This is a genomic window from Streptomyces roseirectus, from assembly GCF_014489635.1.
Taxonomy (GTDB): domain Bacteria; phylum Actinomycetota; class Actinomycetes; order Streptomycetales; family Streptomycetaceae; genus Streptomyces; species Streptomyces roseirectus.
On sequence record NZ_CP060828.1, the window covers coordinates 9,918,501 to 9,935,554 of the forward strand.

The 17,054-nt window shown below is 68.9% G+C and carries 13 protein-coding genes and 5 pseudogenes; 13 read left to right on the top strand and 5 right to left on the bottom strand.

The window, feature by feature from the left end:
* Positions 1-147: 147 nt before the first annotated feature.
* A complete protein-coding gene (locus IAG44_RS42775; protein WP_187752394.1) occupies positions 148-2,382 on the bottom strand; it encodes an ATP-binding protein in 2,235 nt (744 codons plus the stop codon).
* A gap of 294 nt (positions 2,383-2,676) precedes the next feature.
* On the opposite strand from IAG44_RS42775, the gene IAG44_RS42780 reads away from it, so the two are divergent.
* The 8 genes and pseudogenes from IAG44_RS42780 to IAG44_RS44935 all read left to right on the top strand — a co-directional run.
* Positions 2,677-4,074 (top strand): epoxide hydrolase family protein, encoded by a 1,398-nt coding sequence (locus IAG44_RS42780; RefSeq protein WP_246563283.1) that lies wholly within the window; start codon positions 2,677-2,679, stop codon positions 4,072-4,074.
* 135 nt (positions 4,075-4,209) lie between these two features.
* Positions 4,210-4,671, top strand: a complete 462-nt coding sequence (locus IAG44_RS42785) for a cupin domain-containing protein (protein WP_187752395.1) — start codon at positions 4,210-4,212, stop codon at positions 4,669-4,671.
* Between the two features lie 141 nt (positions 4,672-4,812).
* The gene (locus IAG44_RS42790) at positions 4,813-5,175 is read left to right on the top strand and encodes a peptidase inhibitor family I36 protein (RefSeq protein ID WP_187752396.1); all 363 of its coding nucleotides are present in this window, start codon (positions 4,813-4,815) and stop codon (positions 5,173-5,175) included.
* A 186-nt stretch (positions 5,176-5,361) separates the two neighbouring features.
* Complete coding sequence (locus IAG44_RS42795; protein ID WP_187752397.1) at positions 5,362-6,318, top strand: hypothetical protein; 957 nt, start codon at positions 5,362-5,364, stop codon at positions 6,316-6,318.
* Between the two features lie 133 nt (positions 6,319-6,451).
* On the top strand, positions 6,452-7,378 hold the full coding sequence (locus IAG44_RS42800; protein WP_187752398.1) for an alpha/beta hydrolase: 927 nt from the start codon (positions 6,452-6,454) through the stop codon (positions 7,376-7,378).
* Positions 7,379-7,441: 63 nt separating this feature from the next.
* A pseudogene (locus tag IAG44_RS44125) lies at positions 7,442-7,531 on the top strand (hypothetical protein); the annotation flags it as partial.
* Between the two features lie 430 nt (positions 7,532-7,961).
* On the top strand, positions 7,962-8,114 hold the full coding sequence (locus IAG44_RS44130) for a hypothetical protein (protein ID WP_246565162.1): 153 nt from the start codon (positions 7,962-7,964) through the stop codon (positions 8,112-8,114).
* Positions 8,115-8,153: 39 nt separating this feature from the next.
* Positions 8,154-8,454: pseudogene (locus IAG44_RS44935) on the top strand (NF041680 family putative transposase); the annotation flags it as partial.
* Between the two features lie 717 nt (positions 8,455-9,171).
* Here the strand turns inward: IAG44_RS44935 and IAG44_RS42810 are convergent.
* A complete protein-coding gene (locus IAG44_RS42810) occupies positions 9,172-10,278 on the bottom strand; it encodes an ABC transporter substrate-binding protein (RefSeq protein WP_187752399.1) in 1,107 nt (368 codons plus the stop codon).
* A 156-nt stretch (positions 10,279-10,434) separates the two neighbouring features.
* On the opposite strand from IAG44_RS42810, the gene IAG44_RS42815 reads away from it, so the two are divergent.
* A complete protein-coding gene (locus IAG44_RS42815; protein WP_187752400.1) occupies positions 10,435-10,911 on the top strand; it encodes a MarR family winged helix-turn-helix transcriptional regulator in 477 nt (158 codons plus the stop codon).
* 255 nt (positions 10,912-11,166) lie between these two features.
* Here IAG44_RS42815 and IAG44_RS44635 read toward each other — a convergent pair whose 3' ends face one another.
* Both IAG44_RS44635 and IAG44_RS44640 read right to left on the bottom strand, forming a co-directional pair.
* On the bottom strand, positions 11,167-11,580 hold the full coding sequence (locus tag IAG44_RS44635; RefSeq protein ID WP_343075774.1) for an AMP-binding enzyme: 414 nt from the start codon (positions 11,578-11,580) through the stop codon (positions 11,167-11,169).
* A gap of 45 nt (positions 11,581-11,625) precedes the next feature.
* Positions 11,626-12,755, bottom strand: a pseudogene (locus tag IAG44_RS44640) (AMP-binding protein); the annotation flags it as partial.
* A gap of 212 nt (positions 12,756-12,967) precedes the next feature.
* Here IAG44_RS44640 and IAG44_RS42825 point away from each other — a divergent pair.
* Both IAG44_RS42825 and IAG44_RS44940 read left to right on the top strand, forming a co-directional pair.
* On the top strand, positions 12,968-13,816 hold the full coding sequence (locus IAG44_RS42825) for an alpha/beta fold hydrolase (RefSeq protein ID WP_187752401.1): 849 nt from the start codon (positions 12,968-12,970) through the stop codon (positions 13,814-13,816).
* 19 nt (positions 13,817-13,835) lie between these two features.
* Positions 13,836-14,282, top strand: a pseudogene (locus IAG44_RS44940) (SDR family NAD(P)-dependent oxidoreductase); the annotation flags it as partial.
* Between the two features lie 90 nt (positions 14,283-14,372).
* Here the strand turns inward: IAG44_RS44940 and IAG44_RS44945 are convergent.
* Positions 14,373-15,444: pseudogene (locus tag IAG44_RS44945) on the bottom strand (IS630 family transposase).
* A gap of 205 nt (positions 15,445-15,649) precedes the next feature.
* Between IAG44_RS44945 and IAG44_RS42845 the strand changes: the two are divergent.
* Positions 15,650-15,949 (top strand): hypothetical protein, encoded by a 300-nt coding sequence (locus IAG44_RS42845; RefSeq protein WP_187752403.1) that lies wholly within the window; start codon positions 15,650-15,652, stop codon positions 15,947-15,949.
* Positions 15,950-16,063: 114 nt separating this feature from the next.
* Entirely contained in the window at positions 16,064-16,975 is a 912-nt protein-coding gene (locus IAG44_RS42850; RefSeq protein ID WP_246563314.1) for an alpha/beta fold hydrolase, read from the top strand.
* Positions 16,976-17,054 lie beyond the last annotated feature (79 nt).

A 17,054-nucleotide genomic window follows, 5' to 3' on the forward strand; every position in this document is an offset into this window, starting at 1 on the left:
GTTCCACGGCGAACGATCCCACCGGATCCGGGAGCGCTCTCGAACTGCTCCCATTCCACCGCCGCGCCGCCCTCCGAACCAGGCAGTTCACATGCAGCTTGCGCCCCGGCGGGGCGGCGGTGCCGCAGCGCCCGGTCTGCGAGCGGCTCACCGCCCGCCGGCGACCCCTTCCGCCCGCACGCGCATCGCCGTGGCACGCGGGCTGTCGATCGTGCTCAGCAGCTCGGCCGCACGCGTCCAGCTCGCTCGCGCCTGCTCGGCGTCCCCCCGCTCCAGGTGGGCCGCCGCGAGATGGTCGAGCACCTCGGCCTGGTTGTAGGCGTCCACCGCTTCCCCGTACAGCCGCAGCGACTGCCGGTAGTCCGCGATAGCGGTGTCGAGTTCGCCCAGGCGCTGCCGGGCGTAGCCGATGCTGTCCCAGGCAGCCGCTTCGATACGGAGGTTCCCGGACCTCCGCAGCAGGGGGAGGGCCTGCGTGCACATGTCGATCGCCTCCCGGTACCGGCCGAGCAGGGCCAGGTACCAGCCCACAGCGTTGAGTTCGCGGGCCGAGGAGGCGTCGTCGCCGAGTTCCTGATAGAGCGCCAGTGCCCTGCGGGCGTGGTGCAGGGCATCGGCGGGACGCCGCTGGCGGCCACGCACCCAGCCGACGCTCCGCTCGGCGGCGGCCCGCTGCGCCGGGTCCAGCCGGTGCACTTGCCGCAGCAGCAGGGCGACCTGCTCGTCCGCCTCGTCGAGCTGACCCGTCTCGGCCAGCGCACGGGCGAGACTGGCCGAGTTCCGGGCGACGGCGGCCGGGTCGTCGAGCTGCAGAGCGGCGGCGAGGCCGATTCGCTTGGTCTCGATCTCCTCGGCCCAGCGGCCCATGACCGAGTAGTAACTCACCCAGTCATGCGTGAGGTTCATACGAAAGCGCAGGAGTCGTGCGTCGTGCAGGGTGCGCAGCGCGGCTCGCACGGTCCGCTCCTCCTGATGGAACCACTCCAGCGCCTCCTCCCGGTTGTCGATCGCGGCCAGGACGACTCCCGGGACCGGCAGACCGATCGACTCCGACGTGATCCGCACCAGGAACTGATTGGCCCTGAAGGCGTTGTGACGCAGATAGTCCAGCAGCCGTGTCTCGGCGCCGAAGCGGTCGTCGTCCTCCCGCTCGGCGAGTTCCCCGGCGTACGCCCGCACGAGGTCGTGCAGTACGTACTGGCCGTCGGCGTCACGCGACAGCAGGTTGGCCGAGACCAACTCCCGCAGGTGCCTGCGGGCCTCGGCCATCCCGACGCCCGCGAGCGAGGCGGCGGCCTGTGCGGAAGCGGCCGATCCCGGATGGAGGGCCAGATACCGGAAGAACCGCGCCGTGCCGGGCGTGAGCGTCCGGTACGACCACGAGAACACGGCACGCAGGTCCACCCGGTCGCCGGGCGACAGCGCGTCCAGCCGCGGCCGGGCCTCGCGCAGCTCCCGTACGCCCAGCCGGAGCGAGACCCGCGGGGACGCGCACAGTTGCGCGCTCACGATGGCGACCGCGAGCGGCAGACACCCGCACAACTCCACCAGTTCCGCGGCCGCTTCCGGCTCCGCCCGGCAGCGCTCCTCGCCGATCCGCGCGGCCAGCGCAGTGAGCGCCTCCTCCCGCGTCCACACGTCCAGGGCGACCAGGCAGGCACCCTCGGCCACCGCCAGTGCGGACAGCTGATCGCGAGAGGTGATGATGGTCAGGCACCCCGGGGAGGCCGGCAACAGCGGTCTGACCTGCTCCGCGTCCCGCGCATTGTCCAGCACGACGATCAGCCGCCTCGACGCCGTCCGTTCCCGGAACAGAGCACGGCGCCGGTCCAGCCCGCGAGGTATGTCCCTGCTGGACACCCCGAGTGCGCCGAGAAACCCACCAAGGGCCTCAGCCGGATCCAGCGGCTGCCCCGACTCCTCGAAGCCGCGGAGGTTCACATACAGCTGCCCGTCCGGGAAACGCTCCGCCACCTGGTGCGCCCAGTGCACCGCCAGCGTGGTCTTGCCGACCCCCGCCATGCCGCCGATGGCGGAGATGACGACATGCCCTCCGTGGGCGGGCACTTCACGTGTGAGCTCGTGCAGGACCTCCAGGACGGTGCCGCGCCCGCGGAAGGTCCTGAGAGCGGGCGGCAGGTGGCGCGGAACCTGCTCAGTGCGCCTGCGTGCCGCCTCGACAAGACGCCGCCGCTCATCCTCGTCCAGCCCCAGGGCGTCCATCAACTCGCCCAGCGTCGCCTGCCGGGGCAGGCTCTGCCCCCGCTCCATGTCGCTGATGGCCCGGACACTCACGCCCGACGCCCCGGCCAGACCCTCCAGCGTCAGCAGCGCTCGCTGGCGCGCCTCCCGCAGCAGCCGCCCGAACGTTGTCCTGCCCATCCCCACCCCCGGGGCCACGCCCCGGGCCTGCTTCCCCGGACGTCGCCACTGCTCAAGAACGCCGCGTGAACGTATCCGCTCTGGAATGCCCATTAAAGCAAAGCGGTGTGCGTATGGAGGCGGTGCCGCTCAGCCACCTCCGTCACCTGCTTGACTGGTAACGAAAGTGCGGGCAATACTGCAACACGTGTGAACACGTCGCCGATTCGGCAGATGCCTGCACACATGTCTCAGTCAGGGCCCGTTCCCCGCCCGCTTGTCGGCCCCCCATCACCGAGCCAAGGAGTTCCACCCATGAACCCGCCCGAGGACACCGCCCCCACGACCCCAGGCCGTCGCCGTTTCCTGGGCCTTGCCGCGGGCGCCGTCGCCGCCACGCACCTCGGCACAGCGGGCCGGGCACAGGCGGAGGGACAGCTCGGCATGCCGGCCCAGGCACAGGCGGCGGGAGGCCGGGCGTTGGCGAACCCCACGCCGGCGGCAGGCTCCCCGCCCGGCTCCACCCCGCCGCCCCCGGGAGTCCGTCGCTTTCGCATCAGGGTTCCGCAGCGCGAGGTCAGCGACCTCCGGCGGAGACTGCGGGCGATCCGCTGGCCGGAGCGTGAGACGGTCGCCGACCGCTCCCAGGGCGCCCAACTGGCGAAGGTCCGCCCGCTGGTCGAGTACTGGGCGACCGGCTACGACTGGCGCAAGGTCGAGGCCACGCTCAACGCGCTGCCGCAGTTCATCACCGAGATCGACGGGGTGGACATCCAGTTCGCCCACATCCGCTCGCCACACCCCGACGCCCTGCCGATGCTCATGACGCACGGCTGGCCGGGCTCGATCATCGAGCTCCTGAAGGTGATCGACCCGCTCACGAACCCGACGGCCCACGGCGGGCGCGCCGAGGACGCCTTCCATCTCGTCCTGCCGACACTGCCGGGCCACGGCTTCTCCGGCAAGCCGACGTCGACGGGATGGAACCCGGCCCGCATGGCGACCGCCCTCCACCGGCTCATGCTGCGGCTCGGGTACGAGCGGTACGTCTCGCAGGGCGGCGACCACGGGTCGATCATCGCCCAGATCCAGGCCGCACAGCGGCTGGAGGGGCTGCTCGGCATCCACGTGAACATGCCGGGCACGGTCCCGCAGGACGTCCTGCGCCACCTGCGCAACTTCGATGCCGCACCCGCGGGTCTGTCCGTGCGCGAGAAGGTCGCCTACGACCGGCTGCTGCACTTCTACCGTGACGGTTTCGGCTATGCGGCGATGATGAACGAGAGCCCGCAGACCATCGGTTACGCCCTCGCCGACTCGCCCCTCGCGATGGCGGCGTACTACTACGACAAGATCGCGGAGTGGACGGACTCCGGCGGCGAGCCCGAGAAGGTCCTCACGTACGACGAGATGCTCGACGCCATCTCGCTGTACTGGCTGACCAACACAGGGGCATCGTCCTCCCGCCTGTACTGGGAGGGCACCCGGGCAGGCGGCGGCCCTTTCAACGCGTTCGACATCCCCGACGTCCCCGTGGCCGTCACCGTGTTCCCCCGGGAGATCTATCCCGCGCCGCGGAGCTGGGGAGAGCGGGCCTACGGCAACCTCATCCACTGGAACGAGGTCGACAAAGGAGGCCACTTCGCCGCCTGGGAACAGCCGCACCTGCTCTCCGAGGAACTGCGGACGGCCTTCAGGCCGCTGAGGGGCTGACCCCGGCACAGGAATACAGGGCGAAGCCGCCGACTGTCTCCCCTGCACGCCCGCAGACGCACACGTTTCTCCCGATGCGGGCCGATCACCGAATTCCTCGACCGAACCCGGCAGACTCCTGAAGGACCGATGACCATGATCGACCGACGTTCACTTCTCCGTACCGGCACCGCGGCGGCAGCCGGCGCGCTCGGCGCTGCCTCGCTGTCCTCACCCGCCGAGGCCGCGGAGCCCGCCTCGCGCACCGGCGGTCACCCTGCCGACCCCGACCCCACGGCGGGTGTCACGCGTACCCTCCTCCAGGAGCACCCCTCACCCGCCGCGGGCTGGGAGGCGGTGCAGACGCTCGTGCAGATCCCCCGGCACAAGGAGTCGGGCCGGCACAGCCACCCCGGCATCGAGGTCGGCTACATCATCCGCGGAGACGTCCTGATGGTGTTCGACGACCGGCCGCCCCTCCGGCTGCGCACCGGAGACCCCTTCTTCATCCCGAACGGTGTCATCCACAACGCCCGCAACGTCGGCACCGTCACGACGATGATGCTCTCCACCTACGTCGTCGACGAGACGAAGCCCCTCGTGACGACTTACCCGTAACACCCGGTGGGGCGTGAACGCCCCCTCTCGAAGCCCTGCGACAGGCACAGCCGCCGACACCTGCCCCACCTCGAACAACTCGGTGACCTGTTCCGCCTGACGCAGCCATCCACAACCCCAAGAAACAGGAGCGAAGTACTCATGAACCCGATGAAGAAGATCATGGCCAGCGCCGGCACGGCGCTCGCGGCGGGCTTGCTGGCCGCCTCCGTCGCCGCGCCTGCCGCGGCAGCACCGGCGACGAGCACCATCCGGCTGTGCACCCAGTACAACCTCGGCGGCCAGTGCACCTACGAGTACTCCCCGGTACCCAACATGACCTACGCGTCCGAGGGGAACTTCCAGGACCAGATTTCTTCCATCGCGAACTACTCGGGAAGCACCTGGTGCTTCTGGACCGACAACAACTACCAAGGGATCCAGGGTGTCTTCCAGAACAACTACACCTGGAACACCCTGAGCTACCCCTACAACGACTCGATCTCGTCCGGAAAGCCCTGCTGACCTGACCAGGAGCCCAGAAGAAGCAGGCACATCCCTCGACGAGAGTGGGGAACTGTGAAATTACCGTTCCGTCCTGCGCCGACGCGTGCCGCCTTGCTCGCCGCGTCCATCATCTGTGTCACCGGATGCAGCGCACAGGAGCACAAAGACGGGGCAGGAGATTCCGCAAGGCCCGCCCTTCAGGCCTTGCTCACACACAACCTGCACACGTTGCTCGCGCAGGACGGCACGGTACAGGACGCTCACGGCCCGGCCCTGCCGGGCACGACGTCGTCGGCTTCCGCCATCCTCACCTTCAAGAACGAGTACGGCGACGCGCGCGTGCAGGTCGCCGTCAGCCGCCTGCCGGTACCGGTCTCCCCGCTGAACACCGCTTGCCCGGACAGGGCTTTGCACCCCTACAGCAGATGCACGACACGGGAACATCAGGGCGCGACCCTGACACTCGACAGCTCACCGGCCGACGAGTCCCGCCCGCTCGCTGCCCAACGCCGGACCGCCGCCCTCACCTTCCCGGACGGCCGACAGGTCGTGCTGTCCGAATCGGCGCTCGGACAGAACACCGGTGCCGCCGCACCCCGTTCACCCCTGCCGCTCACACTGCAAAAGCTCACGGAGATCGCGGGATCGCCCACCTGGCGGCCACTCCTGGCAGCACTCCCCGAACCACCGCACCAGCAGTCCGCGTTGCAGGTCGACCAGACAGTGCCCGCCCACCGCATCACCGGCATCGCCACGCGATCGCTGCCCCGGACGATGCGTGTGGCCGACCAGGGCGGCCTGCCCGGCTACGGCCACCTCACCGTGGACGACGGGCACGGGAAGTGCCTGGTCACCGTGACGGTCCAGCGGTGGAAACCGCGTGACGCGACCATCCGGCGCGTCTTCGAACGGGCGGAACAACTGCCCGACGGCACACGGATCATGACCAGCCGCAGCACGGCGGCACACGGCGGACGGGGCGCGGTGGAGTGGCGAGTGGACACCCTGAGCCGTGACGGCCTGCGAGTGGTCGTCAACGAACTGAACACCAGCGCCTACAGACTGCCCGCCACCCGCACCACACCGGCACTGACCGTGCGACAGCTCACCGACATCGCACGCAGCGGGTCCTGGCGCACAGCAACCGACGCCCCTTCCTGAGCGCGTGCGAAGTTCTCGCCGGGTGAAGCCTGTCTCTCCCCGGGGCGGGCGAGCGGCGGAAGGCGGACGAGCACCCGGCACCGGCCGGGTGCTCGTCCACCACATCATCATCCAACTCGACGGGAGTTCCCTCATGTTCCAGACCGAGGTCACCTTCGACAGCGCCGGTATCGAGATCGCCGCACACCTCTACGCCCCGAGAGATCCGTCACCGGGCCCGCGTCCGGCGCTGGTGGTCGGTCACCCCGGCACAGGGGTCAAGGAGCAGACCTCCGGCACCTACGCGCGACTGATGGCCGAGCACGGCTTCCTCACCCTCGCCTTCGACGCCGCCTGTCAGGGCGCCTCCGGCGGCCTGCCCCGAGGGCTGGAGGACCCCGCCCAGCGAGTGGAGGACTTCAAGGCCGCCGTCTCCTATCTCACCACCCGCCCCGAAGCCGATGCCGACCGCATCGGCCTGCTGGGCATCTGCGCCTCCGGTGGCTACGCTCTGGCCGCCACCGGCGGAGACCACCGCGTCAAGGCTGTTGCCACCGTGTGTACGGCCGATCCCTCACGCCAGTTCCGGCTCGGCGCTGACGGCACCCAGGATCCGGCTGTCTTCCAGACCCTGCTGAACGCCGCCGCGCAGGCCCGCACCCGCGCCGCCCGCGGTGAGGACCCCGGTGTGATGACCATGTTCCCCGAGACGGCCGAACAAGCCGGTGCGCTCGGCGGCGAACACGGCGCCGAGGGCTTCGAGTACTACCGCACCCCGCGGGGCGAGCACGAGCGATCCGCGAAGTTCCTCGCCTGGCAGAGCATCGACAAACTCGCGTTCTACGACGCGTTCTTCGCTGTCCCGCTGATCGGAGACCGACCCATCCTCCAGATCATCGGCGAACGCGCCGTCACCTCCTGGATGGCCGTCGAGGCCCACCAGCGTGCCACGGGCCCCAGCGAACTCCACTGGATCAAGGGCGCCAGCCACGTCGACCTCTACGACAAGCGCGAGTACATCGACCCTGCGGTGGACAAACTCACCGACTACTTCACCACGCACCTGGGCCGTTCCCTCTGAGAGGGCGCCGAGGTTGTTGTCGCCATGATCTGGGACGAGCACGAAGCCGCCTGGCAGGGCCACATGGCCACCGTCGAGGCCTACCAGGCCGAACACGGCCACCTCGCCCTCCCTGCCCAGGCCCCGGGTGGCCAGTTCCTCGCCGACCAGCGGTCCCGGGCCCGCAAGGGCCGCCTCACCCCCGGCCGCGCAGCCCAGCTGGACGCCCTCGACGCCCACTGGCGTCTGCCGCACGGTGCCGACTGGCACCGCAAGTACCACGCCCTGCGCCGCCACATCGAAGCCGGACACAACCCCGCTGCCCTCACCCGTGACACTGTGATCGGCGAGGTGAAAGCGGGCAGTTGGCTGCACCGCCAGCTCGTCACCTGGAACCGGCTCGAGCCCGCCCAGCGGGACCTGCTCACTCGGATCGGTCTCACCCCGGGTCACGTCACACTCGACGGTCCGCAGACTCCCTCGGCGACGCCCGCTGGGCGGCGGCGTTCCTTCGCCCGGACCGTGCAGATCCTCTCTCTTCCTCGAGCGGTGGCAGCGCACGCCCGGCGCCCGCGAGTGGATCGAGGTCGACGGCGAACGCGTCATGATCGGCCCTTGGCTCGCCAAGACCCGCACCAAGCTGAACAACGGGCAACTGGCGCCCGGCCAGGAGCAGATGCTGGCCCAGGTGCTCGCCGAACACGGCCTCGATGCCGCCTCCACGTCTGCGCCCGTCGCTTGGGCCGAGGACGGCTGAGGTCCCGCCGAACGAACCCGCGCTGCGGGAATGTGCACCGCTGGCTGCCTGCCCGCATCCTCACGTCTGCCGGGACCTCGGCCACTTTCTGGCGGCTGGCCCCGCAGGCTCACGCCCGCCCGGGTCCGCAGGGGTTCAGAAACCTGTGTGCGACGGCCGGCTCCCCGGCCGGTGCGCCGAAACCTTCCCGCCCGGGTCCCGGCCGGCCTCCCGGTTCGAAGAACCAGCGACCAGCCCCCGCCACGAGGTCGGGCGAGTCCTCGCCACCGGCGAGGCATACGCTCGGCCAGCCCACCACAAGGAGGGCACCAAGCCCCGACACGAGATTCAGAACGCGTAGGAGGAGCACGAGCCGGCACCGAACGAGGCATGGCATGAACGAGGCCCAGGACGCCAACCCTGTCGTTGAACAGGTCTTCCTCGCCCAACGCGACCACGCCCAACTGCGGCAGCCTGCGTCTGGCACTCGCTTTTGTGATCGGTGCCGCCTTCCGTATGGTGGTCGGCTCCGACCTTGCCGTGGCTCAGCGTGAACAGCTGTGGTCATCCACCGCAGCGTACGACTCTCCGCTGACGCCAGCCGTCGATGAGCACACCGGCCTCGGCGAAACGATCTGCTCGTGTACTGACCGGGCGCCGTGATCGGTATGCATGATGGCGCCGGCTAGGCTGCCGCGGCACCGCTCGGTGGCATCCGGCTCCGCCGCAGTCTGCCCGGCAGCTCCTCCGGACAGCGCAACCTTTTCGAGCTCTATCACCGAGATTCTCGGACCCGCCGTCTACGACCTCCCGGAATTCCTGCCCGAGGTGTGGCTCCACTGGGACCACAAAACCGTGCGCGAGCGGGGCCCCGAGGCGTTACTGCGCTCCCGCATGGATTTCCCGCTCCTCCTGCCCCAGGAGCAGCGCATCGTTTTCGAGGTCGACGCGTCCCAGCACCTGGACGACGCGCTGCGGCACTACGGACTCACTCTCAACACCGCTTGACCTGACAGGCACAGGCGTCACATGGGGGCCGGCCGGCTCCCAGAGGGTCGCCCGTCGTCGCCCGTCCCGGTCAGCGCCCGGGGTGCAGGCCGAGCCAACCCGGGGAGGGAGCTCCCGTCACCTCGCCGACGTACAGGGTGAGCTGCTGCCTGAAGCGCTCGACGAGGCCCCGGTCCGCCATGAAGGTCTCGAAGCCGTCGAGGTGGGCGTTGTGGTACTCCCAGATGGGGCGGTAGCCCTCGTGGGGCTGGACGTCCGTGCGCACCGACCACATGTAGAAGTCGGACTGCGTCTGCTTCGACAGCCACCAGTTCAGGTACAGCTTCGCGGCGGCGGGATGCTTCGCGTGCCTGAAGATTGCGGCGCGCTGGGCCCAGGCCATGAACGGATCGTGTTTCGGGACGACGAAGCGGGTCTTCACACCTGCCGCCGGGGTCAGCATGCCGTCCGTGCCCAGTGCGACGGCCGCGGTGCCCGCCTCGACCCGGTCCGCGGGCTCCTGCGTACCGCGCACCCAGGCCACGTCCTGGGCGACGAACCGCCGCAGCCATTCCCAGCCGTACTCGTCGACGATGAGGTTGTACAGGTACAGCACCGCGTCGTCGTCGTTCGGGTACGTCGAGACGATCTTCCCCTTCCAGCGCGGGTCGAGGAGGTCCCGGACCGAGGCAGGTGCCGTGCCGCCCGCCTTGTCGACGTTGTAGATGGTGGAGAAGGCGTCGACGAAGATGCCGGTCCATGCTCCGTCGGGGTCCTTGAAGGCGGGGTGGACGCGGGAGAAGCCGGCCGGCTTGTAGGGGAGCAGGGCGCCCTCGTGCTTCCAGCGGGGGAAGTCCTGCAGGGTCTGCAGTTGCACGACGTCCGGGACGAGGGTGCCGGTGGCGAGCTGGTTGTCGATGCGGGCGTCGTGGAACTTGCTGTAGTCCACCACGATGTTGAGCGTGATGCCGGGGAACGCCTTCTCGAAGGCGGCCTTGTTGCCGTCCTGCTGGGTGGCGGTGTCGCCGCCGGCGTAGACGGTGAGGGTGCCGCCCTCCCTCATCGCCTCGCGGTACAGCTGATTCAGGCTCTTGGTCTCCTCACCGGACCTCGCGGCGTGTGCCGTTCCGGCGCCCAGTGCGATCCCGGCGGCCGTGAGCGAACCCGCGGCGAGTACCTGGCGTCGTCCGACTGGCATGGAGGGTCCCCTTTGGTGCGGTGCTGCAGTGCGATGGACGAGAGCGAAGATACCTTCCGATGCAGCATTACTTCAAACTTCAAACTGGGCACAGGGCTGATTCTTGTGGAGATTTTTCGTGCGGCGAGCGTCAGAGATTGCTGTACTGTCAGCTATATGGGTGAACTGCTGCACAACCACACGGTCGTCCTGTACGGCGACATCCTGCGGCTGACGGACGCGATCGGCGGACGGGCCGAGCGCACCATCCGCGAGGCTGCCGGACTGGGCGGTTCCGAGTTCGAAGTGCTCCTGCGCCTGGCCCGTCACCCGGAGAACCGGACCACGAGCGCTCGCCTGGCCGAGGACCTGTCGTTCACCTCGGGCGGGCTGACCCGGCTGATCGCCCGCATGGAGGAAGCCGGGCTGCTCGCCCGCCACCCCCACCCCGACGACCGCCGGGCCGCGCTCCTGGAAGCCACCGCGAAAGGCCGTGAGCTGCTGGAGCGGGCCCTCGCCGTGCACGTCCCGCAGCTGACCGCCGACCTCGTGGAGCCGCTCACCCTGGTCGAGCGGCTGATGCTGCGCGAGCTGGTGACCAAGCTGCTGGCCCACTCCGCGCGCGGCACGGTGCAAGGGCCCGCACGGCCGTAACCCGGGCGTGCCTGGCCGACCGCGATTGTCAGGCCCAGGCCGGTGCCGTCCCCCGGCACGGTGGTACGGAACCGCTGAGAGCCGGAGGCGTGCAGGACGGCGCCATCGTCCTCCGCGACGATCACCGTGGCCTCGGCGACCACCGAGGAGACCAGGGCGGCACCTGGCCGTTGGGCGACGTGAGCGAGTCGTGCGGGGAGGTTGTGGAAGGTCCGTTCTCTTCCGAGCGCAGGGGCCGGAGGCCGAGGCCACGGATCAGGTGAGCTCGCGCTTGACGACCTTGCCGGTCGAGGTCGGCGGGAGCGCGTCGACGAACTGCACGAGGCATGGGTACTTGTAGCCCGCGAACTGCGCCTTGCTCCAGGTGATGAACTCGTTCTCGCTGGTGGGGTCGCCGGGCTTCTTGACGACGACCGCCTTGATCTCCTCGCCGTGCGACTCGTGCGGGACGCCGATGACCGCGACCATGGAGACGGCCGGGTGCTGCATGAGCACCTCCTCTGGCTCGCGGGGGGACGCGTTGAACCCGCCGCGGATGATCATGTCCTTGGAGCGATCGACGATGTAGTAATAGCCGTCCTCGTCCTCGCGTCCGAGGTCGCCGGAGCGGAACCAGCCGTCCCTGATGGCCTCGGCGGTCGCCTCCGGCCGGTTGTAGTAACCCTTCATCACGTTGTGACCCTTGACCGCGATCTCGCCGATTTGGCCGGGCGTGTCCTTGGCGTCGGACCAGTCGTCCTTGATCAGCTTCATCTGGACGCCCGGGATCGGGACGCCGACCGACCCGACCCGGGGCTCCTCGCCGTGCGGCGAAAAGGAGGCGATGGGCGAGGTCTCCGAGAGCCCGTAGCCTTCGAGGATCGTCACGCCGAAGCGCTGCTGGAAGTGCTGGTGGATCTTGCCCGGCAGTGCCGACCCGCCGGCGACCGCCACCCGCAGGTTTGCCGCCAGGGCTGCGACGTCGGCAGTCTCGTCCAGCGCGCCCAGCAGGCCCCAGTACATCGTCGGGACACCGGCGAAGAACGTGACGTCATGGGCAGGCATCAGGCGAAGCGCTGCCTGTGCCTCGAAGCGAGGAAGCATGCCGAGGGCGCCGCCGAAGGCCATGGCGCCGTTCTGGATCACGGTCTGGCCGAAGGAGTGGAACAGAGGGAGGACGCACAGATAGGTGTCTGGTCGGCCCGAGTCCGAATCGAAGAGGTCGACACCCACGACCGTGTTGTCGTAGACGGTGCGGTGCCGCAGCTCCGCACCCCTGAGCCGGCCCGTGGTGTCGGACGTGTAGAGGATCACCGCCGTGTCGTCCTCGTTCGCTTCGGTCTGGGGGAGCGTCGCCAACTGCCCGGCGACGGCGTCGGCGAAGCGCTCGACCTCCGGTCCCACTCCGGATGGCGAGTCGTTGTCGATGAGGAGGAAGCTGGTGCACGCCGGAGCTGCGGCGAAGCCATCATGGGCCGTCTTCCCGGTCGGGAGTTCAGCGCTGCCCTCGGAGGCGAAGTGCGCCTTCGCCTCCGAGTCTGTGAGGCGGTACGCCACTTCGCGCGCCTTGAGCAGCACGTTCAACGGCACGACGGTGGCGCCCGCCTTCAGGATCCCGAAGTGATGATCGTGAAGGACGGCAGGTTCGGACAGGAGAGGGTGACCTTGTCGCCCCGCATGATTCCGCGCGACACCAGCAGGTTGGCGACCTGGTTCGAGGAGGCCTCGAGCTCGGTGTACGAGAGCTGGTCCCCCCGTGGACGATGGTGGTGCGCTCGGGGTAGCGGTCGGCAATCGTGGCAGGAGGCGGCTCGAACTGTGCACGGCGGGTTCCTCCAGGTCGGCCGCCGCCTGTAAGTGGCCAGTCATAATATTACGTTCGTAATAAGTCGGGTCGGGGTGGCGGGCTCGGCAGACTCGACCCCCGCCGAAGCTCTCGTGTTCCACGGTGGAAGTTTGACCGGCGGGATGTCTTGCCCGGAGAGGGGCATGGAGCTGTTATATTACGATCGTAAGGTAATCGGTCGTAATATAAAGTCGCGCGACTGCGGTCGCGTGCCCTACCCGTGAGGTTCAGATGAAGACAACGAGGACGAGCACGTGGATCGACGTGCCGACCCGCACGATCGACGTCGACGGAGTGCCGTTCGCCTACCGGGACCTCGGACCGGACGACGGCGTGCCCGTGGTGTTCCTGCACCACCTGATGGCCGTCCTCGACGACTGGGACCCGAGGGTCATCGACGGCATCGCTGCCCACCACCGCGTGATCGCGTTCGACAACCGGGGAGTCGGCGCATCCGGCGGATCCGTGCCGGACACGGTCGAGGAGATGGGTCGGGACGCCGTCGCCTTCATCAGGGCGATGGGGCTGGAGAAGGTCGACCTGCTGGGGTTCTCGCTGGGTGGTGGAGTCGCGCAGATGGTCACCCTGCAGGCACCGGAGCTGGTGCGCCGGGTGCTTCTCGCGGGAACCGGTCCTCGCGGCGCCGGGGATCTCGACGCGATGACGAAGATCGTGGCCAGCGCGTACGCGAAGGCCGCGCTCACCCTCAGTGACGCCAGGGCCTTCCTGTTCTTCCCCCGCAATTCGGCGGGCAAGCAGGCGGCGAGAGACTACTTCGTGCGTCTAAAGGAGCGCACCCAGGGTCGGGACAGGAAGATTTCGCTCCAGGCCCGGCGTGCGCAGGTGCAGGCCATCCGAGCGGCCGGCCTGCACGAACCCGACGACCTCTCGGTCATCACCCAGCCGGTCTTCATCGCCAACGGTGACCACGACCTGATGGTCGCGAGCAGCCACTCGGCCGACATGGCCCGCCGGATCCCGAACTCGCGCCTGACCATCTACCCGAACTCAGGGCACGGTGCCGTCTTCCAGCACCACCGCGAGTTCGTCGCCGAGGCTCTCGGGTTCCTCGGGGAGTGAGCGCGAGGGCACCTCGATCGTGGGGAAGGTCCCCCTGGTCACAGGTGGCGCCCGGGGCCTGGGAGCCGCAACGGCGAGAGCGCTGAGCGCTGCGGGCGCTCGCGTGTCCGTGCTGGACCGAGAGCACCCGGATCCCGCCGAGAGCTTCGACGAGCGAGTCAGCCCTCTGGTGGGGGACGTCACGGACCTGGACGGCATGACCCAGGCCGTCGAGGCCACCGGCCGAGACGCCGGTCGTCTGGACATCGTGATCGTCAACGCCGGCGTTGACGCCCGCGGCGCCACCGTGCGGGTGTCGGCACCTGCGACGGTCCACCGGCTCTTCGACGTGAACGTGGGGGGCGCGTTCAACACCGTCCGCGCCGCCCTGCCCGCCCTCATCGAGAGCCGGGGTCGACTCGTGCTGTTTTCCTCGGTGTTCGCCTTCGTCAACGGAGACGGCGCCATCCCCTACGCGATGAACAAGGCTGGCGTCAGGCGTGGGAGCACGGCGGACCACCTGCCCTGCTCCTCGGGCGTCGGCTGCGACTGTCCGCCCGCATCGTTACTGACGTTGTCACCGTGGTGTCGTCAAGGTGAGGCCGGTTTCGGCGAGACAACCGTCGATGAGGTCGCTGCGGTACTGGATCTGACGGAGTCCGTGCCGAAGCGCCTGGATGAGGTGGTCGGGGTCGGTGAATGCGGTGTTGACCTGGCTGCTGCGTCGCAGCAGCGACCAGATGCCCTCGACGGGATTGAGGTCCGGTGCGTAGGCCGGCAGGAAGTAGTAGCGGATCCAGTCGTGGGTGTCGATGAACTCCCGAAGCCGGCGGTCTTTGTGCACGTTCAGGTTGTCCCACACGAGCACGATGGGTGTGCCGAGCTGCTGGTGGGCACCGATGATGAGGTCGCGGTGGTCAGTCCGGGTGAAACTGCGTCTGCCGCCGCGCTTGTGATCGAGATGCCGCTTGGGCCGGTAGACCAGCCGTGCGCGTTCCCCGGCTTTCAGCAGGCCAGAGCGGCGATGGAGAAGCGGCGCTGGGAGCGTCCCCGCACCCGGATGACGGGTGTGTGCCCGCGCCGGGCCCAGGTCCGTGCGGTGGGCGGCGTCATCGAGAATCCGGCTTCGTCCTCGAAGCACAGCCAGGCGTCGAGCGCCGCCACGGACCTTCCACCTGCGGCCAGGTCTCCTTCACCCAGCCCGCCACGGCCTCCTCGTCGCGCTCGACCGCTCGGCGGGCCGGGACCTGGTGGCTGAAGCCGCGCCGGTGCAGCATCCGCGCGATCGCCGACAGCGTCAGGCTCTTGTGGAACCGGCGCCCGATCAGCGTCCTGATCCGCGTCGGAGTCCAGGGCTGGTCCGGCCAGCGGTGTGCGACCGGTCCCTTGGCGAGTTCCTGCTCGGGCACGGCGAAGAGGGCCTCACTCAGCCTGGGCTGCGAGACAGGCCCGGCAGACCGCAGCCCTTCGGTGCCGACGCCGAGCCAGGCCCGGCGCCGGCGTTGCACCGAGCGCACACTCACCCGTAAGTCCTTGGCGACCTCGGCGTTGGACTCGCCGGCAGCGAATCGCGCCGCGGCCTCCAGCCGGATCCGCTCGCGAAACACCTGCCGTTCAGGTGTCAGCCCACCACCCTGCGGATACCTCACACAACCGTCATACCGCGACGATCACACATCGTCAGCCCCCAACGGCAACATGCCGCAAAGGTCAGTGACCAGCACACCAAACGCGCCCGCAAGCTGATCGGCTACACCATCACGCGGGACACGACCCACCTCCCAGGGTGGGCTGCCGAGCCGGGACGGTGAGGCGGCTTCGGCGCGTGAGCGCATCCTGCGCGTCTTCGATGAGTTGGCCGCGCGGTCGTCCTCGGCCGACTTCTGGGGCTGTCCGTATCTCGCCGTGCAGGTCGAACTCAAGGACCCGGAACATCCCGCCGGCCGCGTCGCGCGGACCGTGAAGCAGGGGCTTACCGACTTCTTCCGTGCCGAGGCGGTCCGGGGGCACGCCCGTAATCCAGGGCTGTTGGCCCGGCAGTTGACGCTGCTCTACGACGGAGCGAGCGCTCGCGCAGGCATCAAGGCCGACGACCTGTCCAACCTGATCACGCCGACCGTCGTCACGCTCCTGAACGCGGCCGGGCTGGAGTGAAGGGCCGGCCTTGGCGCCGGCGAGCAGGTCCGGGCGGGGCGGCATGGGCACTCGATCTCGGGTTTCAGCTCCGCCTTGCCCACATAGAAGTATGGTCGTAATCTAAAGGTGGGGGTGATCCATGAAAAGGGCGCCCCGGATCTCAAGCGAAGGGGAATGGACGTGACCGGAACAGCAGGGGAGACCGAGAAGCTCGGGAACAGTACGTGGCAGACCGTTCCGACACGGATGATCTCCGCGGGCGGAGTCGATTTCGCCTATCGGGAGCTGGGGTCCGGCGGTACGCCGGTGGTGTTCCTCACTCATTTGGCCGCGGTTCTGGACAACTGGGATCCGCGGGTCATCGACGGTATTGCCGCCAGTCGGCGGGTGATCACGTTCGGCAATCGAGGCATCGGTGCTTCGACGGGCAAGACTCCCACCACGGTCGAGGAGATGGCCGAGGATGCCGTCACTTTCATTCGTGCGCTCGGGCTCGAAGAGGTGGACCTGATCGGATTCTCGCTCGGGGGCATGGTCGCGCAGGCCGTCGTCGAGAAGCATCCCGGGCTGGTACGGCGGCTGATCCTCGCGGGGACGAGTCCGGCCGGCGGAACCGGCCTCGACAAGGTCGCGCGGCTCACGTTCTACGACATCTTCCGGGGGGCTTTCACCCGCCAGGACCCGAAGCAGTTCATGTTCTTTCCGCGCTCGTCGGCGGGGAAGCGTGCGGGCAAGGCATTTCTGGCCCGGCTCGGTGAACGGAAGGTCGACCGGGACAAGGAGATTTCCGTACCGTCCTTCAGGGCACAGCTGAAGGCGATCAAGCGGTGGGGCAAGCGGCCGGCGGCCGACCTTTCCGTTGTGCGTCAGCCGGTGCTCGCGATCAATGGAGACGCCGACCGCATCGTTCCCAGCCGGAACACCGAGGAGCTCGGGCGGCGTTTGCCGGACTGCGAGGTTGTGCTTTATCCGCAGTCGGGACATGGTGCGATCTTCCAGTTCCACGAGGATTTCGTGCGGCGGGCCGTTCGTTTTCTGTCGTGACCATCGCGACCGCCTGCCCTCACTGCCCAGCGGCCCCCTGGCCCCGCAAGACCGCCGACGTACGAGCGGACCTTGCGGG